The sequence below is a fragment of the Pseudomonas sp. Irchel s3h14 genome (genome assembly GCF_900187425.1).
GTDB lineage: Bacteria > Pseudomonadota > Gammaproteobacteria > Pseudomonadales > Pseudomonadaceae > Aquipseudomonas.
Genome location: NZ_FYDJ01000013.1, coordinates 148,817 through 172,313 on the forward strand (window position 1 = coordinate 148,817; position 23,497 = coordinate 172,313).

The window sequence follows — 23,497 nt, forward strand, 5'->3', positions numbered from 1 at the left end:
TCAAGCACACAGTAGTCAGGAACGGGGACAAACAGAAGAGGGTCAGTCGCCCCGCAGGTTGCAGGAAAAAGCGCTAATTGCCGTGGGCAAGGCAAAAAAACGCCCGCAAGGCGCAATGCCTTGCGGGCGTTTTCATGTCTTGCAGCTGATCAGGACGACATCAGCTCGGCTTTAACCAGTTTCGCCTGCTCGTCAGCATGGTACGAGGAACGTACCAGTGGGCCGGAAGCGACGTTCTTGAAGCCCATCTTGTAACCTTCCTCGGCGAACCAGGCGAACACGTCCGGGTGCACGAAACGCTGGACCGGCAAGTGGCTGCGGGACGGCTGCAGGTACTGGCCCAGGGTCAGCATGTCGATGTCGTGTTCGCGCATGCGCTTCATGACTTCGATCACTTCTTCGTCGGTCTCGCCCAAACCCAGCATCAGGCCGGACTTGGTCGGAATGTGCGGCATCATCTGCTTGAAGCGTTGCAGCAGGGTCAGCGACCACTGGTAATCCGAACCCGGACGCGCGGCCTTGTACAGGCGCGGCACGGTTTCCAGGTTGTGGTTGAACACATCCGGCGGCTCGGCAGCGGTGATTTCCAGCGCAACGTCCATACGGCCACGGTAGTCCGGAACCAGGGTTTCGAGCTGCACGTTCGGCGACAGCTTGCGGATCTCGCGGATGCAATCGGCAAAGTGCTGTGCACCGCCGTCACGCAGGTCGTCGCGGTCAACCGAGGTGATCACTACGTACTTGAGTTTCAGGTCGGCGATGGCAATAGCCAGGCTTTCCGGCTCGTTGACGTCCAGTGGCTTCGGACGACCGTGGCCGACGTCGCAGAACGGGCAGCGACGGGTGCAGATGTCACCCATGATCATGAAGGTCGCGGTGCCGCCGGAGAAGCATTCGCCCAGGTTCGGGCAAGATGCTTCTTCGCAAACGCTATGCAGCTTGTGTTTGCGCAGCAGGGCCTTGATGCGGTCGACTTCCGGGGAAACCGGGATACGCACGCGAATCCAGTCAGGTTTCTTCGGCAGTTCGGTGGTCGGAATGATCTTCACCGGGATACGTGCAACCTTCTCGGCGCCGCGCAGCTTGACGCCGGCTTCAACCTTGGCACGCGGGGCCGGACGCTCGGTGACATCCAGCGTCGGGATCATGGTTTGCACTGCATCAGTAGTCATATCAGTCGATTCCGCCCGTTAGGGTCGTCTGCTCAGCATAGTCGAGGTGTTTGACGAGCTGCGCGCGCAGCCGGGCACTTACCTCGGCAAATTCAATCGATCCTGCGTGATCGCTCAGCTGGGTCATCGCCAGCCCGGCGTAGCCGCAGGGATTAATCCGTCGAAACGGTTCCAGGTTCATGTCCACATTCAGGGCCAGGCCATGAAAGGAGCAACCGTGGCGGATCCGCAGACCCAGAGAAGCGATTTTCGCCCCATTGACGTAGACACCCGGTGCATCCGGCTTGGCCACGGCAGTGACGCCGTAGCTGGCCAGTAACTCGATCAGGCATTGTTCCATGCGGCTGACCAGGTCACGCACGCCGAAACCCAGCTTGCGCACATCGAGCAACAGGTAGGCCACCAATTGGCCGGGACCGTGATAAGTCACCTGACCACCGCGATCAACCTTTACCACCGGAATATCCCCTGGGAGCAACACGTGCTCGGCCTTGCCGGCCTGGCCCTGGGTGAACACCGGTGGGTGCTCGACCAGCCAGATTTCGTCCGCGGCATCGCTGCCGCGTTCGTTGGTGAAGCGTTGCATGGCATGCCAGACCGGCTCGTAAGCCATCTGGCCGAGCTCGCGAAAGCCCAGCGTGCCGGACATCACAGCACCATGTGCACGAAACCGGTAGCCCGCAACTCGCTGTTGATGTCGTACAGCTGTTCTTGACCGGTGGCGATGATGTGCAGCTGGATGGTCGTGTACTTGCCGTTGGTACTCTGGCGCTCGGCCAGGGTCTCGTGGTCAACGGTCGCGTGTTTTTCAAGGATTGCGATGATCTTGTCCTTGAAACCCACGCCGGTGTCACCGATCACCTTGATAGGGTAATCCGCGCAGGGGAATTCGATTTTTGGCGCCTTTACTTCGGTGTCTGTCATGGCGTAACGGCCTCGTAAGCCGTGGCAACGGACATGGCCCCGATCCGGATTGGAACAGGGCCATGCAAGTCCACACTAATTCAGTTGAACAAGCCGTAGAAGAATAGACGGATGCTATCCCACATGCGGCGGAAGATACCACCCTCGTCGACCGCGTCCAGAGCGATCAGGTCAGCGCTGTGCACGACTTTGTCGTCCAGTTTCACTTCGACTTTACCGATTACGTCGCCCTTGGCGATCGGCGCAATCAGTTGCGGGTTCATGGTCATGCTGGCGGCAAGCTTTTTCAGCTGGCCTTTTGGCAGGGTCATGGTCAAGTCTTCAGCCAGGCCGGCCTTGATTTGATTGGTGGTGCCTTTCCAGACGGGAGCCTGAGCCAGCTCGGCGCCTTTCTGATAGAACGTCTGGGTTTCGAAGAAGCGGAAACCGTAAGTCAGCAGCTTCTGGGTTTCAGAGGCGCGAGCCACTTCGCTATTGGTGCCGAATACCACGGCGATCAGGCGCATGCCGTCACGTACAGCCGAAGACACCATGCAATAGCCGGCTTCGTCGGTGTGGCCGGTTTTCAGGCCATCAACCGTCTTGTCGCGCCACAGCAGCAGGTTACGGTTAGGTTGCTTGATGCCGTTCCAGAAGAACTCTTTCTGCGAGTAGATCGCGTAGTGAGCCGGGTCTTCGTGGATGATCGCGCGAGCCAGCACCGCCATGTCGTGAGCCGACGAGTAGTGCTCAGGGTTCGGCAGACCGGTCGGGTTCATGAAGTGGCTGTTGGTCATGCCCAGATCGGCCACGGTTTTGTTCATCATGTCAGCGAAAGCGTCTTCACTGCCGGCGATGTGCTCGGAGAGCGCAACGCTGGCGTCGTTACCCGACTGAATGATGATGCCGTGCAGCAGGTCGCTGACAGTGACTTGCGAGCCGACCTTGATGAACATCCGCGAACCGCCGGTACGCCAGGCGTTTTCGCTGACGGTCACCGGGTCGTTTTCGCCGATCTGTCCACGACGGATTTCCAGGGTCGCGATGTACGCGGTCATCAGCTTGGTCAGGCTGGCCGGCGGCAGACGCTGGTCACCGTTGTTCTCCACCAGCACGTTGCCGCTGCTGGCGTCCATGAGTACATAGGCTTTGGCGGCCAGTTGCGGTGGCGACGGCATCATCTCGACCGCGAAAGCGGCAGGCGAGAGGAGCAGCGGGACTAGCAGGCACAGGCGTTTGGCAAAGGTGGTGATGTTCATCCGTCTCTCGAAATCGCTAATGGAAACTGCCCTAAGGGGCAAAACTAATCAGACAGCTTTCTAACGAGCTGTCGCGTGTTCAGTTGTTCACTCAGACCCTTGCCGGGCTTTTGTTCTTCAACGAGCCAACAACCAGGTCCACCCCCCAAACCGCAAGCGAACCGTCAATCAAGTACTACGTATTACTCGGCAGTGACCAGGCTCGGCGAACCGAGATTGGCCAGGCGCACACTGTTCTGCACTTGCTGGATTTCACCCGGCGAGCCGATCGGCCCCAGGCGCACCCGATGCAGCGTCTGTTGATTGCGCACGATCGAGCTGATGAACACCGGAGCGCTCACCATCCCGCTGAGCTTCGATCTCAGGAGTTCTGCAGCGTCCGGGTTGGCGAACGCGCCCACCTGCAGATACTGGCCAGAGGCTGGTACAGAAGCGTTTTTTTTTGCATCGATCGGCGAGGGCACAACGGCCGCGGCGTGTTGCTGCGGCGGTGGCGTCCATTGCTCGACGGTGCCGGCCGAAGCCGTAATCGTCGGGGCGCTATTTTGCGAGATTTGCGGCTCGTTAAGCATTAAAGGCGCCGGACGGCCTTTGGCTGCCCACCATTGCTGCGGGTCGATGCCTTCGACCTTGACCCGCGCGGTACCGGTTTCGGCATAGCCGAGCTTCTTGGCGGCCGCGTAAGACAAGTCGATGATTCGGTCCGAGTAGAACGGCCCGCGGTCGTTGACTCGCAGGACTACGCTCTTGTTGTTGTCCAGGTTGGTCACCCGGACGTAACTCGGCAGCGGCAAGGTCTTGTGTGCGGCGCTCATGCCGTACAGGTCATAGACTTCGCCGTTGGCGGTGTTCTGACCGTGGAACTTGGTGCCGTACCAGGACGCAGTGCCCGAGGCGACATACGTCTTGGATTCTTGCAACGGAAAGTAGGTTTTGCCCAGTACCGAGTACGGGCTGGCCTTGTACGGGCCGGAATGCAGGGTAGGCGTGGCGTCCGGGATGCGCGAAACGTCAACATCCCACCATGGCGCGCCATCCTTGTGAGCCCGATTGATGTCCAGCCCCGGCGTCGAGCGCACGGCGGTGGAAGACTTCTGGGCCGGCGCACGGCTGGTCGAACAACTGGCGACCAGCACTGCCAACGCGGCGAATGCCATCAGCTTCAGGGGTTTATTCATAGGCAATGCCCGCATTACTTGACGCCCCGTGCTTGGACCAGCTGTTCAGACAGTTGATGTACGGCCATGGCGTACATCACGCTGCGGTTATAACGCGTGATTGCGTAAAAATTCGTCAGGCCCATCCAGTATTCGGGGCCATTGTCACCTTCCAGGCGGAAAGCCGTGACCGGCATATCATCGCGCAGCGCATCATGACTTGACCACCCCAGCGCCCGCAACTCCCCGACGGTTTTAGTCGGTTCGATGCCCGTGGTCAAACCTTGGTCCACCTGATCGCCACGCACATCGGCGCGGCTGACCACCGGTTCGCCGGCGACCCAGCCGTGACGTTTGAAATAACTGGCGACGCTGCCAATGGCATCGTCCGGATTGGTCCAGATATTGATGTGGCCGTCACCGTCAAAGTCCACCGCATAGGCGCGAAAACTGCTCGGCATGAACTGCGGCAAGCCCATCGCGCCAGCGTAAGAGCCTTTGAGAGTCAGCGGATCGACCTGCTCTTCCCGGGCCAGCAACAGGAACTCACGCAATTCCTTGCGGAAAAATTCGGCACGGGGAGGATAGTCGAAACCCAGGGTCGACAAGGCGTCGATTACCCGAAAATTGCCGGTATTACGACCAAAAAAGGTCTCAACGCCGATGATCGAAACAATAACCTGCGCCGGCACGCCGTATTCCTGCTCGGCACGGGCCAGTACCGCCTCGTGCTGACGCCAGAAGTCCACACCACGGGCGATGCGCGCGTCGGTGATGAACATCGGGCGATATTCGTTCCACTGCTTGACCCGCTCGGCCGGTTTCGAGATCGCGTCCAGAATCGACTGCTTGCGCTCGGCTTCGCGGAACACGTCCATCAGTTGTTCACCGGCGAAACCGTAGTCGCGGGTCATTTCACCGACGAATTCAGCCACCTGCGGTGAGCCTTCGTAATCGCCGGCCAACGCTTCATGCGCTGTGCCAAGGATGCTTACCAGGCCGACCCATGGCGCATATCGAGTCGCCCAGCCACGCATTACTTGCATTGAAATCTTCACCTTATTCAAACCTGAGCGATCCACTTGCGATGGGTATGGATCGACATCAAAACCCCAAACGCTGACAAAAGCGTCACCAGCGAAGTTCCTCCGTAGCTAATGAACGGCAACGGCACCCCCACAACCGGCAACAGGCCACTGACCATACCGATGTTGACGAAAACGTAAACAAAAAACGTCATGGTCAGGCTGCCCGCGAGCAATTTGCCGAACAATGTCTGGGCCTGGGCGGTAATCACCAGCCCGCGGCCGATCAACAGCAGGTAAATCAGCAGCAGTGCGCAGATCCCCACCAGGCCGAATTCTTCGCCCATGACCGCAATAATGAAGTCGGTGTGGCTTTCCGGCAGGAAGTCCAGGTGCGACTGGGTGCCGAGCAACCAGCCCTTGCCGAACACACCGCCGGAACCGATGGCGGCTTTCGATTGAATGATGTTCCAACCAGTGCCCAGCGGATCGCTTTCGGGATCGAGGAAGGTCAGGATTCGCTGCTTCTGGTAGTCGTGCATGACGAAGTACCACATGCCGACCGCCACCGGCACAGCCGCGGCAATCACGCTGAGAATCCAGCGCCAGCGCAGGCCGCCCATGAACAGAACGAACGCGCCACCGGCGAGGATCAGCAGCGAAGTGCCGAGGTCGGGCTGACGCACGATCAGGATAAACGGCAAACCGATCAGAAACAGACTGACGCCCACATGCTTGAGCTGCGGCGGCAAGGTGCGCTTGGACAGATACCAGGCGATAGTCGCCGGCATCAGAATCTTCATGAATTCCGAGGGCTGGAAGCGGATCACCCCGGGAATGTTGATCCAGCGCGTGGCGCCCATGGCGTTGTGGCCCATGACGTCCACGACGACCAGCAACAGCACGCCGACCACATAACCAACCGGCACCCAACGGGCCATGAAGCGCGGCTCGAATTGGGCGATGACGATCATCGACACCAGGCCGATGCCGAACGAAGTGGCTTGCTTGGCCAGCAGATCCCAGCTTTTGCCGCTGGCCGAATACAGCACGAACAGGCTGCCGGCGGCGAGGGTCAGCAGCAGGATCAGCAACGGGCCGTCAATGTGCATGCGTTGTAACAGCGTCGCGCGGCGACGCATCACATCCTCGCTGGAGAGGATGCGATCGAAATTACTCTTCACGGGCCGTAGCCTCCACACTGATAGGGCTGGCGTATTCGGCCTTCAACCGACCGTCCTGGTCCAGAAGCCAGGCGTCCATGATTTGACGCACCACGGGGGCGGCGACGCCGGAACCGGACTCGCCGTTCTCGACCATCACCGACACCACGATTTGCGGGTTGTCGGCCGGTGCGAAGCCGACGAACAAGGCGTGGTCGCGATGGCGTTCCTGAACCTTGGAGCGGTCGTACTTCTCGCCCTGCTTGATCGCGACGACCTGGGCCGTACCACTTTTGCCCGCGATGCGGTATTGCGAACCGATCGCCGCTTTGCGTGCCGTACCCCGGGCACCGTGCATCACCTGTTGCATGCCGTGGTTGACCTTGGTCCAGTCGGACGGATCACGCAGGATGATGTCCGGCATCGGGTTTTCATCCTTTGGCCGCTCGCCTTCGACGGTCTTGGCCAGGTGCGGACGGTTCCAGACACCCTTGTTCGCGACCAGCGCCGTGGCCTGGGCCAGTTGCAATGGCGTTGATTGCATGTAGCCCTGACCGATCCCGAGAATCAGCGTTTCGCCCGGGAACCAGGCCTGACGCCGGGTTGCACGCTTCCACTCACGTGTAGGCATCAGCCCCGGCGACTCTTCGAACATGTCCAGCGAAACCTTCTGGCCGATGCCGAACTTGCTCATGTACGCCGACAAGCGATCGATTCCCAGTTTGTGGGCAAGGTCATAGAAGTAGGTGTCGTTGGACCGCATGATCGCCGTGTCCAGATCGACGTAGCCGTCACCGGTACGGTTCCAGTTACGGTATTTGTGATCGTAGTTGGGCAACTGGTAATAGCCGGGGTCATACACCCGACTCGACGCGGTCACAACGCCAGCATCCAGGCCGGCAATTGCCACGGCCGGCTTGATGGTCGAACCCGGCGGGTACAAGCCGCGCAGCACGCGGTTGAACAGTGGCCGGTCGATGGAATCGCGCAGCTCGGCATAGGCCTTGAAGCTGATGCCGGTGACGAACAGGTTCGGATCGAAACTCGGCGCACTGACCATCGCCAGCACTTCGCCGGTTTTCGGGTCCAGCGCGACCACCGCACCACGACGACCGCCGAGTGCAGCTTCGGCCGCTTCCTGCAATTTGATGTCCAGGCTCAGGACGATGTCCTTGCCGGGAATCGGATCGGTACGCTTGAGCACGCGCAACACGCGGCCTCGAGCGTTGGTCTCGACTTCTTCGTAACCCACCTGACCGTGCAGCTCGGGCTCGTAGAAACGCTCGATACCGGTCTTGCCGATGTGGTGGGTGCCGCTGTAATTGACCGGATCGAGCGACTTCAGCTCTTTCTCGTTGATCCGCCCCATGTAACCCACCGAGTGCGCAAAGTGCGGGCCCTGCGGATAGTGACGCACCAGCTGCGCGACCACTTCCACCCCCGGCAGACGGAACTGATTCACCGCGATGCGGGCGATCTGTTCTTCGGTCAGCTCGAACAGGATTGGCACCGGCTCGAACGGCCGGCGCCCCTGACGCATGCGCTTCTCGAAGATCACCCGGTCCTCGGGCGTCAGCTCCAGCACTTCAACAATCACGTCGAGCACTTGCTGCCAGTCGCCAGAGCGCTCGCGGGTCATGCTCAGGCTGAAGCTGGGCCGGTTATCGGCCACCACCACGCCATTGCGATCGAAAATCAGCCCGCGAGTCGGCGGAATCGGCTGCACATGGACGCGGTTGTTCTCCGACAGGGTCGAGTGGTACTCGTACTGAATCACCTGGAGGAAATACAGCCGCGCGATCAGCACACAGATCAGCACCACCACCGCAATTGCCCCGAACACGACGCGGCCACGCACCAGACGGGCGTCTTTTTCGTGGTCCTTGATGCGGATCGGCTGGGGCATGAGGGCAGAACTACTTGTGGTAAGGGTGGCCGGACAGGACTGTCCAGGCACGATACAGCTGTTCGCCGATCAGGATTCGCACCAGCGGGTGCGGCAACGTCAACGGTGAGAGCGACCAGCGCTGATCGGCCCGGGCACAGACTTCCGGCGCCAGCCCTTCGGGGCCGCCGACCATGAAATTCACCGTGCGCGAGTCCAACCGCCAGCGATCGAGCTCGACCGCCAGTTGCTCGGTGCTCCAGGGCTTGCCGTGGACTTCGAGGGTCACAACACGCTCGTTCGGCCCGACCTTGGCCAGCATGGCTTCGCCTTCCTGACGGATGAAGCGCGCCACGTCGGCGTTCTTGCCACGGGTGTTGAGCGGTATTTCCACCAGTTCCAGCGCCAGCTCGGACGGAAGACGCTTGGCATATTCATGCCAGCCTTCTTCCACCCACTTGGGCATGCGTGAACCGACGGCGATCAGTCGCAGTCGCACAGCGGTCCCTTATTGCTGGTCTTTGTTGAGCTTGACGAAATGCTCATGGGTGTTTTCCGGGCTGTGGTGAGCCGCGTTCAGAGCACGGCTCTGTTCTGCACCGGACCACAGACGCTCCAGGTCGTAAAACTGACGAGCCGAAGCGGTCATCATGTGCACGATGACATCATCCATATCCAGCAACACCCAGTCGCTGTCGCCCTTGCCTTCTTCACCCAGCGGCTTGACGCCCAAGGCTTTGACCGCCTCGCGGACCTTGTCCAGCATCGCGCCGATCTGGCGGTTGGACGTACCGGTAGCGATGATCATGAAATCAGTGATGCTCTGCTTTTCACGAACGTCGATTACCTGAATGTCCTGGCCTTTCACGTCTTCCAGGGCCGCTACGGCAACCTTGACCAGCTCTTCGCCGCGCAGCTCAGGGCCGGTTGGAACTTCTACTGGCAGCGGGGCGCTCTTGAACGTGCCTTTGCGCTTTACTTTAGTTACGTCTTTGTTCGTCATATAAAACTCGTTTTGCTCGTATGTTCGGGCGCTTCGGTACACGCGTTCACGTGTTTTGAAGCGCGCCCTTTTTCAGTTCGACGCACGGTAGAGACCGTGCGCATCGATGTAGGCCAGGACCGCGTCGGGCACCAGGAAACGTACCGACTTACCGCTGGCCAGCAGTTGACGGATCTGGGTGGCGGATACCGCGAGCGGTGTCTGCCAGACGAATGCAATCTGTCCGCTCGGCCCTTTGAGGGCCAGCGGGTCGCTCACCGAGCGTGCCGCCAACAGATTGCGCAAGGCATCCGGCGGTTCGCTGTCGGCATCCGGGCGTTGCAGCACCAGGATGTGGCAATGCTGGAGCAACTCTTCCCAGCGGTGCCAAGTGGGTAGGCCGCAAAATGCGTCCCAGCCCAAAAGTAGAAAAACCTGGTCGGAGGCGGCAAGTTCTGCGCGCATCAGTTCCAGGGTGTCGATGGTGTAGGACGGTTTGTCCCGCTGCAATTCGCGGGCGTCCACCACCAGCGGCGCCACACCGGCCACCGCGCACTCGACCATCGCCAGACGGTCTTTCGCCGACACCTGCGGCGTACCGCGATGAGGCGGTCTGGCACTGGGTGTCAGACGCAGCTCATCGAGCGCCAGCGATTCGGCGACTTCCAGCGCACTGCGCAAATGGCCGATGTGCACCGGGTCGAAGGTCCCGCCCAGCATGCCAATGCGTCGAGGCGCAGGCTCGCTGGCGGTTACCGGGACTGACAGGTCGTGGTCGCCCAAGTCAGTCCGACGCCTGGCCGCGCAACTGGCCATCACCGACCACGATGTACTTCTCGCAGGTCAGACCTTCGAGGCCCACCGGGCCGCGGGCGTGCAGCTTATCAGTAGAAATGCCAATCTCGGCACCCAATCCGTATTCGAAGCCATCGGCGAAGCACGTCGGGGTGTTGATCATCACCGACGATGAATCGACTTCCGCGACGAAACGCCGGGTGTCGGCAAGGTTTTCGCTGACGATCGAATCGGTGTGATGGGAGCCGTACTTGTTAATGTGTTCGATGGCCTGGTCCAGCCCGTCGACCACACGGATCGAAAGAATCGGCGCCAGATACTCGGTGTTCCAGTCTTCTTCGCTCGCTGCAACAGCCTCGATGATCGCCCGGGTGCGTTCGCAGCCGCGCAGCTCGACGCCTTTTTCATGGAATTGTGCAGCCATCGATGGCAGGAAATCCTTGGCGACCGATTGGTCCACCAGCAGGGTCTCCATGGCACCGCAGATACCATAGCGATAAGTCTTGGCGTTGAACGCGATGCGCTGGGCTTTCGGCAGGTCGGCGTGAGCACTGACGTAAACGTGACAGATGCCGTCCAGATGCTTGATAACCGGTACGCGGGCGTCACGGCTAACGCGCTCGATCAGGCCACGGCCGCCACGGGGCACGATAACGTCGACGTATTCAGGCATGGTGATCAGCGCGCCAACCGCGGCGCGGTCAGTGGTTTCGACCACTTGCACCACGGCAGCGGGCAGTTCGGCTTCGGCCAGACCGCGCTGGATGCAGGCGGCAATGGCACGGTTGGAATGAATCGCCTCGGAGCCGCCGCGCAGGATGGTCGCGTTGCCGGACTTCAGGCACAGGCTGGCGGCATCGATGGTCACGTTCGGCCGGGATTCGTAGATAATCCCGATGACGCCCAACGGCACACGCATCTTGCCGACCTGAATACCCGACGGCCGAAAGCTCATGTCGCGGATCGCGCCGACCGGGTCCGGCAGAGCCGCTACCTGACGCAAACCTACGATCATGCCGTCGATGCGTTCCGGGGTCAGCGCCAGACGCTCAAGCAATGCCGGCTCAAGACCATTGGCGCGGCCAGCGGCCAAATCCAGTTCATTGGCAGCCGTCAGCTCGGCGCGAGCAGCGTCCAACGCATTGGCAGCTGCCTGCAAGGCGCGGTTTTTCTGCGCGGTGCTGGCACGGCCGATGACGCGAGAAGCTTCGCGGGCAGCGCGACCCAGGCGGGTCATGTAGTCAAGAACGGACTCAGTCATGGTCTGGAGTGGTCTTTGCTAAGGTCTTGGTAAAGAGTAAAGCGGCAGATTATAGCTGCCGCGTCCCTCGACTAACAGCGGTGACGGGCGGATGGTCGAAATGGAGGGCAATTTGCCGACGTTCAGCCGTGATTAAGCTGCAAATTGTTATCATCGCGACTCAATCAGCCCTGATAAACGCCGTTCATCATGACCAACCTGACTGTTCCCACGTCCGCAACGAGCACGCCCGAGGGGCTCGCGGATGCATTTTTCGACAGAGACGCCCAAACGCTGGCCCAGGACTTACTCGGCAAAGTCATTCGTCACCGGGTCGGCGACCTGTGGCTCAGCGCCCGGATTATCGAGACCGAAGCCTATTACTTCGAAGAAAAAGGCAGCCACGCCTCCCTCGGCTACACAGAAAAACGTAAGGCTTTGTTTCTGGATGGCGGCCACATCTATATGTACTACGCCCGAGGCGGCGATTCCCTGAACTTCAGCGCACAGGGTCCGGGCAATGCTGTGCTGATCAAATCCGCCTATCCGTGGGTCGATGACTTGAGCGGGCCGGCGAGCCTCGCGCAAATGCTGTTGAACAATCCCGACGCCCAAGGTCGCCCTCGCCCCTCGCAAAAGCTTTGCGCCGGACAAACTTTGCTCTGCAAGGCGCTGGGCCTGAAGGTGCCGGTCTGGGACGCCAAGCGCTTCGACCATGAAGTGCTGCTGGTGGAAGATGTCGGCCCGGCGCCTGTTCACATCATACAAACCACGCGTTTGGGCATTCCGCACGGCCGCGATGAGCATTTGATGTACCGCTTCGTCGATTCGACTTACGCGCCGTATTGCACGAGAAACCCGCTGCGACGGGGGCAGATCGAAGGTCGCGATTATTTTTTGCTGACATGAACAATGAAAATCCCCCTGTGGGAGCGGCGGTGCGACGATTCGACTTGCTCGCGAAGGGGCCATGCCAGTCGATATCAATGTTGACTGTCAGTCCGCTTTCGCGAGCAAGCCCGCTCCCACATGGGATCTGTAGTGTTTTGAAGATTGTGTTCGTCCCTTGGGACCGATTGATTATTTGATGGAGTTGTTTTTATGGGCCAATGGCTCGATAGCGTGACCGGTTGGTTGACGGTCAACCCGCAATGGCTGGCCGCGGCGGTGTTCATAGTGGCCTGCGTAGAATGCCTGGCGATTGCCGGGCTGATCGTGCCCGGCACGGTGCTGCTGTTTGCCGTGGCGGTTCTGGCCGGCAGCGGCGCGCTGTCTCTGGGCGAAACGCTGTTGCTGGGGTTCCTCGGCGGCGTGCTGGGCGACATCATTTCGTACTTCCTCGGGCGACATTTCCATCAGAACATCCGGCGCCTGCCAGGGTTGCGCCATCATCCGGAATGGATCGCCGGTGCCGAGGCGTATTTCCAGCGTTACGGCATCGCCAGCCTGTTGGTCGGGCGCTTTATCGGCCCGCTACGGCCAATGCTGCCGATGGTCGCGGGGATGTTCGACATGCCCTTCCCGCGCTTCGCCGCCGTCAGCCTGCTGGCCGCCGCTGGCTGGACCGTTGCCTATCTGCTGCCCGGCTGGGCCACAGGCGCGGCGATTCGCTTGCCTTTGCCGGAAGGGTTTTGGCCTGAGGCCGGCATCGTCGCCGGTAGCATCGTCGTCATGGTGGGCTTGAGCGCCACCAGCAGTCTGCGCCGTCATCGCAAAGCGACGATGCTGATTACCGGAATGAGCTTCCTGATTTTGGCGGGACTGTTTATCGGCTATCCGCACCTGACCGCCCTGGATCAAGGCCTGATGACCCTGGTGCAGGAACACCGCAGCCCGCTGCTTGATGAAGTGGCGGTGACGTTCACGCTGATCGGCGAGTTTCGCAACATGCTGTTGTTCAGCGCCCTGCTGACGGGTTTGCTGCTGCTCACCCGGCAATGGCGCCAGGCGATTTTCGCCGGTAGCACCCTGCTGTGCACCGCGCTGGGCAACACCGCGACCAAACACTTTTTCGCCCGCGTACGCCCGGAAGTGTTGAGCGATCCCCTGACCAGCTACAGCATGCCCAGCGGCCACGCCTCGGGCTCTTTTGCGCTGTTTCTGACGCTGGCCGTGCTGGCCGGCCGCGGACAACCGCCGCGCATGCGTCTGACCTGGTTGCTGTTAGGTTGCTTGCCAGCGCTGGCGATTGCCCTGTCCCGGGTGTACCTGGGCGCGCACTGGCCAACGGATGTGCTGGCCGGCGCCATGCTGGCGGCGTGCGTGTGTGCCGCGAGCTTGTGGCTGAGTCAGCGCCCGGCGCCGCTCAACGCCATGCCACCGAAGGTCTGGTGGCTGGTGTTGCCGGCGATGGTAGCGCTGTTCGGGTTCTTTGCGCTGCGGCATTTGCCGCATGCGATGTTGCGGTATGCCTACTGATCAGGCAAACAACTCACCCTGCAACTCATCCAGCAGCGCCTGAATCGCATCCAGTCGCTGCTGCGGATCATCGAGTTGCAGCAGGTCGATCTTGTCCACTTCGGCAAACGGCAACAGGTACGCCAACTGATTGGCCAGTGACTGCTGCCCGGTTGCTTCAGTGCCCATGTTCAACGCTTCGACCATCGGGTGTTCGGCCAAGGCTTTGAGCAGCGCAACCAGGTCGGCGTCCTCGTCCTGCAGCGGTTGCTCAGGTTCGTCCTCCAGCCACTCGACCTCGGCGACGGTCAGCTGATCGCGCTGAATCTCGGTGCGCAACACGTGGAAACGCCGTCCGCCCTGCACCCGAATGCCCAGCAAGCCATTGTCCTGCTGTTTGAAATCAGTGATCAGCGCCTCGCATCCGACCAGCGCGTAGCCCGCCGGGGCGATGCCGACTTCTTCGCCGTCGAGGATGCACACCACGCCGAAGCCGCCGCCCTGTTTCATGCAGCGACTGATCATGTCCAGGTAGCGCGCCTCGAAGATCTGCAAATCGAGGATGCAGCCAGGAAACAACACCGTGTTCAGCGGAAAAAGCGGCAAGCTCATAGACATTTCCTTACACCACCATCGACACCGCCAACGGCAGGAAAACTGCCGTGGCCACGCCCATCAGACTCATCGCCAGCGCCGCGAAGGCGCCGCATTCTTCATTTTCCTGCATTGCCACCGCAGTGCCGACCGCGTGCGCCGTCATGCCCAGTGCCATACCGCGCGCCTCAGGACTGTGCACACCCAGCCGGGTCAAAAGACTCGGCCCGAATATCGCCCCGATCACCCCGGTAATCAACACGAACACTGCCGCCAGCGCCGCAACACCACCGATCTGCTCCGCCACCAGCATGGCAATCGGCGACGTCACCGACTTCGGCGCCATGGTCATCAGGATCATGTGTTCGGCACCAAACGACCAGCCCAGCAATACGCCCATGCCAGTGGCGACGACGCCACCTATCACCAGCGTAGTAAATATCGGCCAGAACAACTGCCGAATGCGTCGCAGATTGAGGTACAGCGGCACAGCCAGCGCGACGGTCGCAGGCCCGAGCAGGATGCTGAGGATCTCGGTGCTCTTGCGGTACTCGGCATAGGTCAGGCCGCAACCCACCAATACGCCGATCACCAGCAGCATCGAGACCAATACTGGTTGCAGAAAGATCCAGCGGGTTTTCTCATACGCCGCCAGCACCAGCTGATAAGCCCCCAGCGTAATACCGATACCGAACAACGGATGATGAATCACCGACGTCCAGGCGCCGTGCCAGTCGAAGATCATTGGCTGTCCTCACGATGAGCGTGACGCTTGACCATGCGCTGCATCAGCACGCCAGCGAAGGCCAGGGACAGCAACAGTGATAACACCAGCGCACCGACGATGGCCCAGAAATCTGCGGCAATGTCTTTAGCGTAAACCATCACACCTACGGCTGGCGGCACCAGCAACAACGGCAGGTAACGCAGCAGACTGCTGGCCGCGAGGTTCAGCGGTTCGCCGACCTGGCCACGGCTGATCAGGAACACCAGCAGCAACAGCAGGCCGACAATCGGCCCCGGCAGTACCGGTAAAAACAAGTGGTTGATGGCTGTGCCCAGCAATTGGAACAGCACCAGCCAGGTCAGGCCACGTAACAACATCCGTCATCTCCCGCCAATATCATCCCGCACAAGCGGGCGGAGCATTATAAGCACGCCAACGCTATAGACCGGCATTCGCCAAAATCATGGTCAGTTGACCGGAGCCATTTGCCATGTTGATCTAAAGTGGTAATCCGGGAGGTCAAATCCCCCCACCTCAAAACTATAAAACCGATGAACCCAAGGAGAGTCTCAATGCCCTATGTTCCAGTTGCAGAGCTCAAAGATTATGTCGGCAAGGAACTCGGACGTTCCGAATGGCTCACCATCGATCAGGAGCGCATCAACCTGTTCGCCGAAGCCACAGGGGACTATCAGTTCATCCACGTCGACCCGGTCAAAGCCGCGCAAACGCCATTTGGCAGCACCATTGCACACGGTTTCCTGTCGCTGTCGCTGATCCCCAAACTGATGGAAGACATCCTGATCCTCCCTGAAGGGGCGAAGATGGTGGTCAACTACGGTCTGGATACCGTGCGTTTCATCCAGCCAGTGAAGGTCAATTCCAGGGTACGACTCAAGGTCGACATGAACGAAGTCACCGAGAAGAAACCCGGCCAATGGCTGCTCAAGGCCACCGCCACGCTTGAGATCGAAGGCTCGGACAAACCGGCCTACATCGCCGAGCCACTGTCGCTCTGCTTCGTGTAACCCATCCCGGATGCGAAGCAGCTCACGCTGTTTCGCGCCCTCTCCTGTTTCCTGGCTATATAAGGTCAAACAGCTGCGGCATACTCGGTCGCCTAATTGCCCGGATCCCGCTATGCGCCCACTTGCACTCCTCGCTCTGACCCTATTGCTCACCGCTTGCGGCGACGGCGAATCGCTGTTGCCCCCCGACGCCCGCTTGCCGGACGGCGGACGCTATCGCGGTGAACTGGTCAACGGATTGCTGCAAGGCCAGGGCCGTATCGATTACCCGAATGGCAGCTGGTACGCCGGCGATTTCGACAAGGGCCAATGGCATGGCCAGGGCGAATGGCACGGCAGCAACGGCGAAGTCTATCGCGGGGGATTCAATCTGGGGCTGTTCGACGACAAGGGCACACTGACCACCAGCGGCAGCAGCTTCACCGGCGGCTTCAAAGCCGGTCGACGGGACGGCGAAGGCACCCTCAAAGAAAACGGTATGACCTACCGCGGTGAATTCAAGGCCGATCAATATTCAGGGCTCGGTCGTCTCGAACTCGAAGACGGCAGCTCGTATCAGGGCCAGTTCGCCCACGGCAAACCCAACGGCGAAGGCCAACGTGGCGACGCCAGCGGCAATCAGTTCACCGGGCATTTCGTCGACGGTCAGCTCGAAGGCAACGGGACTTTCAACAGCGCCGATGGCGATATCTATGTCGGTGGCTTCAAGAACAACCAACTGCACGGCAAGGGCCGCTACGAGAACGCCGACGGTGATGTCTGGCTCGGTCAATTCAAGGAAGGATCGCTGAACGGCAAGGGCGAGTTGATCGGCGCCGACGGCAGCCATTACATCGGCCAGTTCAGCGATTGGCGCTTCACCGGCCAAGGTCGATTGAACCTGTCCGACGGCAGCTTCTACATCGGCCAGTTCGACAGTGACAGTTACTCGGGGCGCGGCACCCTGGTGCTGACTGACGGCACGGTGCAAAACGGTACGTGGGTCAATGGCCAGCGTGTTCGCGATGCCGATGGCAAGCTGCTACCCGACAGCCTGGAACTCGGTTTGCTGGCCCAGGGCCGCTTGCTCGACGATGCGCTGTCCAACGTGCCGGCTTCGACCCCGGCAGTCGAGTTGTACACCCTGACACTCGGCGGTGACGGCAAGCAAAGCGTGTTCCTGCGCGAATCCGATTACGTCAGCAACATGCTCAACAGTCGCTTTGGTGCGTTTGGCCAGATCCGCCTGGTGAACCATCGCGACCACCTAGTCGACCGGCCGATGGCCACCCGGGAGAACCTGCGCCGCGCCGCCGCAGCCCTGGCCGAACGCAGTGGCCCGGAAGACTTGATCTTCATTTACCTGACCAGCCACGGCACCAGCGAACACGAACTGGTGCTCGACCAGCCGCGCATGGAACTGTCCGATCTGCCGGCCGACGAACTCGCCGCGGTGCTCTCTCCGCTGAAAAACCGCGACAAGATCATCGTGATTTCGTCCTGTTACTCCGGTGGCTTCATTCCCGCGCTCAAGGATGAACGCACCCTGATCATGACCGCCTCGCGCGCTGACCGCGTGTCCTTCGGCTGCTCGGAAGAAGCCAACTTCACCTACTTTGGCGATGCGCTGTTCGCCCAGGCACTGAACCAGACCGACGATCTGGAGCAAGCCTTCAAACTGGCCAAAGCCACCGTCGCCGAGCGCGAACTGGCGGACAGCTTCGAAGCCTCTGAACCGCAGATCTGGGCACCGAAAACCGTTCTCTCTCACTGGCAGCTGTTACGCAAACAACAGGCACGAAAGGCGTTGCAAAGTGTCTCCATCGACAGCAAGGATGCAAAGAACAACTAAGCTGAGAGTATCAAGGGGGAAACACTATGTACTTGACGCCTCAGCACGTACTGCTTGCCGGAGCTACCGGTTTGACCGGTGAACATCTTCTTGACCGTCTGCTCAATGAGCCCACGATCTCACGAGTATTGGCGCCCTCACGCCGGCCATTGGCCGAGCACCCCCATCTGGAAAATCCGGTCGGCGACCCAGCGGTGTTTCTGCCGCAATTGAATGGTCGCGTCGACATCGCCTACTGCTGCCTTGGCACCACCATCAAGAAAGCCGGCTCGGAACAGGCGTTTCGCGCGGTGGACCTGGACATGGTGGTGGCGTTCGCCAAACGTGCACGGGAGCTGGGCGCACGGCACTTGATCGTGATCAGTGCCCTGGGGGCTGATCGCAGGTCCCCTATTTTCTACAACAAGGTCAAAGGCGAGATGGAATATGCATTGCGCGCACAGGACTGGCCGCAACTGACCATTTGCCGACCTTCGCTGCTGTTGGGCGAGCGTATGGAACCGCGTATGGCTGAGCAATTCGTTGGGCCCTTGTCCCGCTTGATCCCCGGCAAATACCGCGGCATCGAAGCCTGCCAGCTGGCCCGCGCCATGTGGCGACTGGCGCTGGAAGAGCAGGATGGGGTGCGGATTGTCGAGTCGGATGAGTTGCGCAAACTCGGCAAGTAATTCTTCATCGCCTGGTCTGACGCCTTCGCGAGCAAGCCCGCTCCCACATTTGACCGTGTTCGTCCGGATAACTCGGTCAAATGTGGGAGCGGGCTTGCTCGCGAAGGGCGCGACTCCGACTCGTCGCCGAACGCTACAATCCGCCCGTTGCCTGAAAACTTACCCCGATCACCGTGAGCACCGACAGCGGCAACAGCAGCGTGTCGAGCAACGCACTGGCCGGCAGGTCGACGCCCGGATAGCTCGGGGCTTCGGCGCCGAAGCGGTCCATGGCGCAGCAACCGCCGTTCAGGGCATACAAATCCAGACGCGTCCCCGAATACACCACCGGTGCCCCGGGCTTGGCGGCATCGAGCGTTCGCGCCGTGGCGCAGCCAGCCAATTGCAGCGCCAGCACAATCGCCAGCAGCTTATTCATCGCTGGTCAGATGGTGTTCGCCCCAACGCGGCAGCATGTCCTGAGGAATGTTCAGCAGATTGAGAATTCGCGCCACGACAAAATCGATCAAGTCGTCGATGGTTTGCGGCTGATGATAAAAGCCTGGCGATGCCGGCAAAATCGTCACGCCCATGTTCGACAACTTGAGCATGTTCTCCAGGTGGATGCTTGAATACGGCGCCTCACGCGGCACCAGAATCAGCTGACGGCGTTCCTTCAAGGTGACGTCGGCGGCACGCTCGATCAGGTTGTTGCAGGCCCCCGTCGCAATAGCCGACAAAGTCCCGGTGGAACACGGCACCACCACCATCGCCGCTGGCGCGCCGGAGCCCGAGGCCACCGGCGACATCCAGTCTTCCTTGCCATACACCCGAATCTGCCCGGCGGCAGCGCCGGTGTATTCGGTGAGGAAGGCCTGCATCATCTGGGTTTTCGGCGGCAACGTAACGTCAGTCTCGGTGGCCATCACCAGTTGCGCAGCCTTGGAGATCATGAAGTGCACTTCGCGGTCTTCACGAATCAGGCAGTCAAGCAGGCGCAAACCATATTGGGCGCCCGAAGCGCCGGTCATCGCCAGCGTGATGCGTTCAGGGCCGTTGTTCATTGCAGCGCCTCGGCGAGTTTGCCGTGCAGGCCGCCGAAGCCGCCGTTGCTCATGATCACCACGTGAGTGCCGGGCTGGGCCTGGCTCTTCACGCGCTCGATGATGCCTTCCAGCGAATCGCTGACGATCGACGGCACTGTGCACAACGTAGCAGTAGCCCCCAGATCCCAACCGAGGTTGGCCGGCGCATACCAGATCACCTGATCGGCATCGACCACGCTTTCCGGCAAGCCGTCGCGGTGAGCACCGAGTTTCATGGAGTTGGAGCGCGGCTCGATGATCGCAATCAACGGTGCATCGCCGATGCGTTTGCGCAGGCCGTCCAGAGTCGTCGCAATAGCCGTCGGATGGTGAGCGAAGTCGTCATAGATGGTAATGCCACGGACCTCCGCGACTTTCTCCATCCGGCGCTTGACGCTTTTGAATGCGCTCAGAGCAGCGATGCCCATGGACGGCACAACACCGACGTGGCGGGCCGCAGCCAACGTGGCCAGCGCGTTGGCGACGTTGTGCTGACCGGTCATGTCCCACTCGACCACACCTTGAGCGACACCTTCGAACATCACTTCGAATTTCGAGCCGTCTTCGCTCAGCAGTTTGACCTGCCACTGACCGCCGGCGCCGGTGGTTTGCACCGGGGTCCAGCAGCCCATCTCGATCACACGCTGCAACGCAGGCTCGGTGGTCGGGTGGATCACCAGGCCTTCGCTCGGGATGGTCCGCACCAAATGGTGGAACTGCCGCTCGATGGCCGGTAGATCGGGGAAGATGTCGGCGTGATCGTATTCCAGGTTGTTCAGGATCGCCGTACGCGGGCGGTAGTGAACGAACTTGGAGCGCTTGTCGAAAAACGCGCTGTCGTACTCGTCGGCTTCGATCACGAAGAATGGGGTGTCACCCAGACGAGCGGACACCGAGAAGTTTTGCGGCACGCCGCCGATCAGGAAACCCGGGCTCATGCCCGCGTGTTCCAGCGTCCAGGCGAGCATGCTGCTGGTGGTGGTTTTGCCGTGAGTACCGGCGACGGCCAGCACCCAGCGACCTTGCAGCACGTGATCCGCCAGCCATTGCGGGCCGGAGACGTACGGCAGGCCTTTATTCAGCACGTATTCGACAGCCGGATTGCCGCGAGACATGGCATTGCCGATCACCACCAGATCCGGTGCCGGATCGAGCTGCGCCGGGTCATAGCCTTGGGTCAACTCAATGCCCTGAGCCTCAAGCTGAGTGCTCATCGGCGGATAGACGTTGGCATCGGAGCCCGTCACGTGATGGCCCAGCTCTTTGGCCAGAACCGCCATCGACCCCATGAAAGTGCCGCAGATACCAAGAATGTGAATGTGCATTAGTCGACCTCGTAAAACATGGCCGCAGGTTAGCTTAGGGTGGGAAAATTCGCACTCTGTCTTTAATGATCGTTCCCACGCTCTGCGTGGGAATGCCTCAATGGACGCTCTGCGTCCGCTTTGGGACGCGGAGCGTCCCGGGCTGCGTTCCCACGCAGAGCGTGGGAACGATCAGTCACGCAGAACGGGCGATGCCGTGTTTACGCAGTTTTCTGTAAAGGGTGTTACGGCTGACGCCAAGTTGTTCAGCCGTGTGAGTCATATGCCAGCGCGTCTGTTCAAGCGCATTCAGCAACGCCAGCCGCTCAGCGTCATCCAGCGGATAGTCCGACGGCTCTTCAACGGCAACAACCGGAACCGGCCGAGCCTGACGAATCATCACCGGCAAATCCTCCAGCCCGATCCTCCCGTCGTCACACAACGCCGCCAAGGTGCGCAGCACATTGCGCAACTGCCGCACGTTCCCCGGCCAGGCGAAGGCCAGCAACGCCTGGCGTGCCGGACCGTCGATCAATACGGTTTCCCCGCCCGCCTCTTCGGCCAGCAAAAAGTCGAGCAACTGAGACTTATCACTGCGATCACGCAGCGCCGGCAGCGCAACTTCCAGCCCGTTGAGCCGGTAATACAAATCCTCGCGGAAGCTGCCGTCCTGCACCCGCTCCAGCAGATTGCGGTGAGTGGCGCTGATGATCCGTACATTGACCGATTCCGGCTCGCCGCCGATCGGCACTACCTGACGATCCTCCAGCACCCTTAATAGCCGGGTCTGCAAAGCCAGGGGCATGTCGCCGATTTCATCGAGGAACAGAGTCCCGCCATCAGCCTGCTGCAACTTGCCGCGCATGCCTTCCTTGCGCGCACCGGTAAAGCTGCCGCCGCGATAGCCAAACAGTTCGCTCTCGATCAGGCTTTCGGGGATGGCTGCGCAGTTGAGGGCGACGAAGGCTTTTTCTGCTCGCTGGCTGGCCTGGTGGACGGCTTTGGCAAACGCTTCCTTGCCGGATCCGGTTTCGCCGTTGATCAGTAGCGGTACGTCCCGCTCGAACACGCGCAAGGATTTGCGGAAATCTTCCTGCAACCCCGTGTCGCCCAGACAAATGCCCGACAAGCGCGAAGGTGCGGCGATCACCGCACTTTGCACCACCGGCACCGGAATGCTGCGTGGCTGCCCGCGCAACAGCGCAAACAGACTCCGCCCGTCTCGGGTACGCAATGGCCAACTGGCGCTGGCGTTGACACTGGCGCGGCCGAGCAATTCATCCAGCGAGCAATCAAAAAACGCCTCGACCGGCTTACCCAGTAACCCACCCCGAATATGCCCCAGCAGGTTCAGCGCACTCTGGTTGACCGCACTGATCCGCCCTTCTCCGTCAAACGCCAGCAACCCTTCGCTGAACAGCCCGACGGATTCGGCTTGAAGGTGAAAACGCAGCAACCACTGATTGTCGAAATAGCGCAGGAAATAGCAGCTCTCGATCATCTTCGCCGAAAGATTGACCAGCGCCATGGTGTGGAATTGGCTTTGACGCGAGACCTCGTGACGCGCCGAGGACACGTCGAGCACCGCCAGCAGTTCGCCATGCGGGTCGAATACCGGGCTCGCCGAGCAGGTCAGGCCGGTGTGACGGCCGCGAAAGTGCTCGTCCTGGTGGATGGTCAGGGATTGACGCTCTACCAGGCAGGTGCCAATGCCGTTGGTGCCTTCGCAGGCTTCGCTCCAGTCAGCACCGAGCCAGAGGCCGGCGCGTTCGAAAATCTTCCGTTCGGCAGGCGCAGTGACGCAATTGAGGATCACGCCGCGGGCGTCGGTCAGCAGGACCGCGTGGCCAGCGCCGGAGAGCTGCTGATGAAGACTGGTCATTTCGCTGCCGGCGATGTGCAGCACTTGCTGCAAGCGCTCGCGACTTTCCAGGACGCGGCCATGCTCCAGCACCGTGGGTGCCATGGTCAGGGCCGGGTCGAGGTGATAGTCCTCAAGACAGCGCAGCCAGGAACGGGCAATCGACGGATCGCTGCCGGGACCGTGCAGGTGGGATTTGCCCTGAGTGACGGTCAGGACCTGCTGGGCATGGCGACTCAAATGGTTGTCGTGCATTTCTTATTGTTCTCCCCGAGCGGTTTACACCCCCTGTAGGAGCTGAGCTTGCTCGCGATGGCGTCCCGACATTCAACGTTGATGTTGGTTGTACAGGCGTCATCGCGAGCAAGCTCAGCTCCTACAGGTTATGCAGCAGCCATCAAAGGTGCATAGATCGCTATGACTGAGTCATATGGGCTCCGAG

24 protein-coding genes are annotated in these 23,497 nt (G+C 60.6%); 5 read left to right on the forward strand and 19 right to left on the reverse strand.

What is annotated here, in order from left to right; all coding sequences use genetic code 11:
• Positions 1-149: 149 nt before the first annotated feature.
• The 12 genes from lipA to CKW16_RS22595 all read right to left on the reverse strand — a co-directional run bounded on the left by lipA (position 150) and on the right by CKW16_RS22595 (position 11,602).
• Entirely contained in the window at positions 150-1,172 is a 1,023-nt protein-coding gene (gene lipA, locus CKW16_RS22540; protein WP_059402097.1) for a lipoyl synthase, read from the reverse strand.
• 1 nt (position 1,173) lies between these two features.
• On the reverse strand, positions 1,174-1,821 hold the full coding sequence (lipB, locus tag CKW16_RS22545; RefSeq protein ID WP_095130754.1) for a lipoyl(octanoyl) transferase LipB: 648 nt from the start codon (positions 1,819-1,821) through the stop codon (positions 1,174-1,176).
• Positions 1,821-2,096 (reverse strand): DUF493 domain-containing protein, encoded by a 276-nt coding sequence (locus CKW16_RS22550; protein ID WP_064679955.1) that lies wholly within the window; start codon positions 2,094-2,096, stop codon positions 1,821-1,823. The genes lipB and CKW16_RS22550 overlap by 1 nt, the downstream gene beginning before the upstream one ends.
• An 80-nt stretch (positions 2,097-2,176) precedes the next feature.
• Positions 2,177-3,334, reverse strand: a complete 1,158-nt coding sequence (locus tag CKW16_RS22555; RefSeq protein WP_095130756.1) for a D-alanyl-D-alanine carboxypeptidase family protein — start codon at positions 3,332-3,334, stop codon at positions 2,177-2,179.
• Between the two features lie 182 nt (positions 3,335-3,516).
• Positions 3,517-4,527, reverse strand: coding sequence for a septal ring lytic transglycosylase RlpA family protein (locus CKW16_RS22560; RefSeq protein WP_095130758.1), 1,011 nt, complete (start codon positions 4,525-4,527; stop codon positions 3,517-3,519).
• Positions 4,527-5,537, reverse strand: a complete 1,011-nt coding sequence (gene mltB / locus CKW16_RS22565; protein ID WP_095130760.1) for a lytic murein transglycosylase B — start codon at positions 5,535-5,537, stop codon at positions 4,527-4,529. The genes CKW16_RS22560 and mltB overlap by 1 nt, the downstream gene beginning before the upstream one ends.
• 17 nt (positions 5,538-5,554) lie before the next feature.
• Positions 5,555-6,658 carry a rod shape-determining protein RodA gene (rodA, locus tag CKW16_RS22570; RefSeq protein ID WP_176471595.1) on the reverse strand — a complete coding sequence of 368 codons (1,104 nt, stop codon included), beginning with the start codon at positions 6,656-6,658 and terminating at the stop codon, positions 5,555-5,557.
• Positions 6,659-6,689: 31 nt separating this feature from the next.
• Positions 6,690-8,585, reverse strand: coding sequence for a penicillin-binding protein 2 (gene mrdA, locus CKW16_RS22575; protein WP_095130764.1), 1,896 nt, complete (start codon positions 8,583-8,585; stop codon positions 6,690-6,692).
• Positions 8,586-8,595: 10 nt separating this feature from the next.
• Positions 8,596-9,063: a 23S rRNA (pseudouridine(1915)-N(3))-methyltransferase RlmH gene (gene rlmH, locus CKW16_RS22580; protein ID WP_007937439.1), complete on the reverse strand. Its 468-nt coding sequence runs from the start codon at positions 9,061-9,063 to the stop codon at positions 8,596-8,598.
• A 9-nt stretch (positions 9,064-9,072) separates the two neighbouring features.
• A complete protein-coding gene (gene rsfS, locus CKW16_RS22585; protein WP_033054148.1) occupies positions 9,073-9,567 on the reverse strand; it encodes a ribosome silencing factor in 495 nt (164 codons plus the stop codon).
• A gap of 72 nt (positions 9,568-9,639) precedes the next feature.
• On the reverse strand, positions 9,640-10,329 hold the full coding sequence (gene nadD / locus CKW16_RS22590) for a nicotinate-nucleotide adenylyltransferase (RefSeq protein ID WP_256580537.1): 690 nt from the start codon (positions 10,327-10,329) through the stop codon (positions 9,640-9,642).
• 1 nt (position 10,330) lies between these two features.
• Entirely contained in the window at positions 10,331-11,602 is a 1,272-nt protein-coding gene (locus tag CKW16_RS22595) for a glutamate-5-semialdehyde dehydrogenase (RefSeq protein ID WP_095130768.1), read from the reverse strand.
• A gap of 189 nt (positions 11,603-11,791) precedes the next feature.
• Here CKW16_RS22595 and CKW16_RS22600 point away from each other — a divergent pair, with 189 nt between their 5' ends.
• Positions 11,792-12,490: a DNA-3-methyladenine glycosylase gene (locus CKW16_RS22600; protein WP_095130770.1), complete on the forward strand. Its 699-nt coding sequence runs from the start codon at positions 11,792-11,794 to the stop codon at positions 12,488-12,490.
• Between the two features lie 192 nt (positions 12,491-12,682).
• On the forward strand, positions 12,683-13,999 hold the full coding sequence (locus CKW16_RS22610; protein WP_095130774.1) for a bifunctional DedA family/phosphatase PAP2 family protein: 1,317 nt from the start codon (positions 12,683-12,685) through the stop codon (positions 13,997-13,999).
• Here the strand turns inward: CKW16_RS22610 and CKW16_RS22615 are convergent, their stop codons facing one another.
• The 3 genes from CKW16_RS22615 to CKW16_RS22625 are packed head-to-tail and all read right to left on the reverse strand — an operon-like array spanning position 14,000 to position 15,676.
• Positions 14,000-14,590 (reverse strand): LON peptidase substrate-binding domain-containing protein, encoded by a 591-nt coding sequence (locus CKW16_RS22615; RefSeq protein ID WP_008152802.1) that lies wholly within the window; start codon positions 14,588-14,590, stop codon positions 14,000-14,002.
• Between the two features lie 10 nt (positions 14,591-14,600).
• Positions 14,601-15,317, reverse strand: coding sequence for an LrgB family protein (locus CKW16_RS22620; RefSeq protein ID WP_046048700.1), 717 nt, complete (start codon positions 15,315-15,317; stop codon positions 14,601-14,603).
• Positions 15,314-15,676, reverse strand: coding sequence for a CidA/LrgA family protein (locus CKW16_RS22625; RefSeq protein WP_095130776.1), 363 nt, complete (start codon positions 15,674-15,676; stop codon positions 15,314-15,316). The genes CKW16_RS22620 and CKW16_RS22625 overlap by 4 nt, the downstream gene beginning before the upstream one ends.
• A gap of 195 nt (positions 15,677-15,871) precedes the next feature.
• Here CKW16_RS22625 and CKW16_RS22630 point away from each other — a divergent pair, with 195 nt between their 5' ends.
• The 3 genes from CKW16_RS22630 to CKW16_RS22640 all read left to right on the forward strand — a co-directional run bounded on the left by CKW16_RS22630 (position 15,872) and on the right by CKW16_RS22640 (position 18,826).
• Entirely contained in the window at positions 15,872-16,327 is a 456-nt protein-coding gene (locus CKW16_RS22630; protein ID WP_008152797.1) for a MaoC family dehydratase, read from the forward strand.
• Between the two features lie 112 nt (positions 16,328-16,439).
• On the forward strand, positions 16,440-18,158 hold the full coding sequence (locus CKW16_RS22635) for a C13 family peptidase (protein WP_095130778.1): 1,719 nt from the start codon (positions 16,440-16,442) through the stop codon (positions 18,156-18,158).
• Between the two features lie 26 nt (positions 18,159-18,184).
• Positions 18,185-18,826 (forward strand): oxidoreductase, encoded by a 642-nt coding sequence (locus CKW16_RS22640; protein ID WP_095130780.1) that lies wholly within the window; start codon positions 18,185-18,187, stop codon positions 18,824-18,826.
• A 133-nt stretch (positions 18,827-18,959) separates the two neighbouring features.
• Here the strand turns inward: CKW16_RS22640 and CKW16_RS22645 are convergent, their stop codons facing one another.
• The 4 genes from CKW16_RS22645 to CKW16_RS22660 form a co-directional block, all read right to left on the reverse strand.
• Positions 18,960-19,244, reverse strand: a complete 285-nt coding sequence (locus tag CKW16_RS22645; RefSeq protein WP_095130782.1) for a YceK/YidQ family lipoprotein — start codon at positions 19,242-19,244, stop codon at positions 18,960-18,962.
• Positions 19,237-19,869: a flavin prenyltransferase UbiX gene (gene ubiX, locus CKW16_RS22650; protein WP_046048695.1), complete on the reverse strand. Its 633-nt coding sequence runs from the start codon at positions 19,867-19,869 to the stop codon at positions 19,237-19,239. Before ubiX ends, CKW16_RS22645 begins: the two co-directional genes overlap by 8 nt.
• Entirely contained in the window at positions 19,866-21,215 is a 1,350-nt protein-coding gene (gene mpl / locus CKW16_RS22655) for a UDP-N-acetylmuramate:L-alanyl-gamma-D-glutamyl-meso-diaminopimelate ligase (RefSeq protein WP_095130783.1), read from the reverse strand. The genes ubiX and mpl overlap by 4 nt, the downstream gene beginning before the upstream one ends.
• A 175-nt stretch (positions 21,216-21,390) precedes the next feature.
• Positions 21,391-23,310, reverse strand: coding sequence for a sigma-54-dependent Fis family transcriptional regulator (locus CKW16_RS22660; RefSeq protein WP_095130785.1), 1,920 nt, complete (start codon positions 23,308-23,310; stop codon positions 21,391-21,393).
• Positions 23,311-23,497 lie beyond the last annotated feature (187 nt).

Coding starts and splice junctions, on each gene's coding strand:
- CKW16_RS22550 (WP_064679955.1), bottom strand. CDS start 2,096: ATGACAGACACCGAAGTAAAGGCGCCAAAAATCGAATTCCCCTGCGCG.
- CKW16_RS22620 (WP_046048700.1), bottom strand. CDS start 15,317: ATGATCTTCGACTGGCACGGCGCCTGGACGTCGGTGATTCATCATCCG.
- CKW16_RS22600 (WP_095130770.1), top strand. CDS start 11,792: ATGACCAACCTGACTGTTCCCACGTCCGCAACGAGCACGCCCGAGGGG.
- lipA (WP_059402097.1), bottom strand. CDS start 1,172: ATGACTACTGATGCAGTGCAAACCATGATCCCGACGCTGGATGTCACC.
- CKW16_RS22660 (WP_095130785.1), bottom strand. CDS start 23,310: ATGCACGACAACCATTTGAGTCGCCATGCCCAGCAGGTCCTGACCGTC.
- mpl (WP_095130783.1), bottom strand. CDS start 21,215: ATGCACATTCACATTCTTGGTATCTGCGGCACTTTCATGGGGTCGATG.
- CKW16_RS22625 (WP_095130776.1), bottom strand. CDS start 15,676: ATGTTGTTACGTGGCCTGACCTGGCTGGTGCTGTTCCAATTGCTGGGC.
- CKW16_RS22595 (WP_095130768.1), bottom strand. CDS start 11,602: ATGACTGAGTCCGTTCTTGACTACATGACCCGCCTGGGTCGCGCTGCC.
- CKW16_RS22645 (WP_095130782.1), bottom strand. CDS start 19,244: ATGAATAAGCTGCTGGCGATTGTGCTGGCGCTGCAATTGGCTGGCTGC.
- CKW16_RS22635 (WP_095130778.1), top strand. CDS start 16,440: ATGCGCCCACTTGCACTCCTCGCTCTGACCCTATTGCTCACCGCTTGC.
- ubiX (WP_046048695.1), bottom strand. CDS start 19,869: ATGAACAACGGCCCTGAACGCATCACGCTGGCGATGACCGGCGCTTCG.
- CKW16_RS22610 (WP_095130774.1), top strand. CDS start 12,683: ATGGGCCAATGGCTCGATAGCGTGACCGGTTGGTTGACGGTCAACCCG.
- CKW16_RS22560 (WP_095130758.1), bottom strand. CDS start 4,527: ATGCGGGCATTGCCTATGAATAAACCCCTGAAGCTGATGGCATTCGCC.
- CKW16_RS22640 (WP_095130780.1), top strand. CDS start 18,185: ATGTACTTGACGCCTCAGCACGTACTGCTTGCCGGAGCTACCGGTTTG.
- CKW16_RS22555 (WP_095130756.1), bottom strand. CDS start 3,334: ATGAACATCACCACCTTTGCCAAACGCCTGTGCCTGCTAGTCCCGCTG.
- rsfS (WP_033054148.1), bottom strand. CDS start 9,567: ATGACGAACAAAGACGTAACTAAAGTAAAGCGCAAAGGCACGTTCAAG.
- mltB (WP_095130760.1), bottom strand. CDS start 5,537: ATGCAAGTAATGCGTGGCTGGGCGACTCGATATGCGCCATGGGTCGGC.
- CKW16_RS22630 (WP_008152797.1), top strand. CDS start 15,872: ATGCCCTATGTTCCAGTTGCAGAGCTCAAAGATTATGTCGGCAAGGAA.
- mrdA (WP_095130764.1), bottom strand. CDS start 8,585: ATGCCCCAGCCGATCCGCATCAAGGACCACGAAAAAGACGCCCGTCTG.
- rodA (WP_176471595.1), bottom strand. CDS start 6,658: ATGCGTCGCCGCGCGACGCTGTTACAACGCATGCACATTGACGGCCCG.
- CKW16_RS22615 (WP_008152802.1), bottom strand. CDS start 14,590: ATGAGCTTGCCGCTTTTTCCGCTGAACACGGTGTTGTTTCCTGGCTGC.
- lipB (WP_095130754.1), bottom strand. CDS start 1,821: ATGTCCGGCACGCTGGGCTTTCGCGAGCTCGGCCAGATGGCTTACGAG.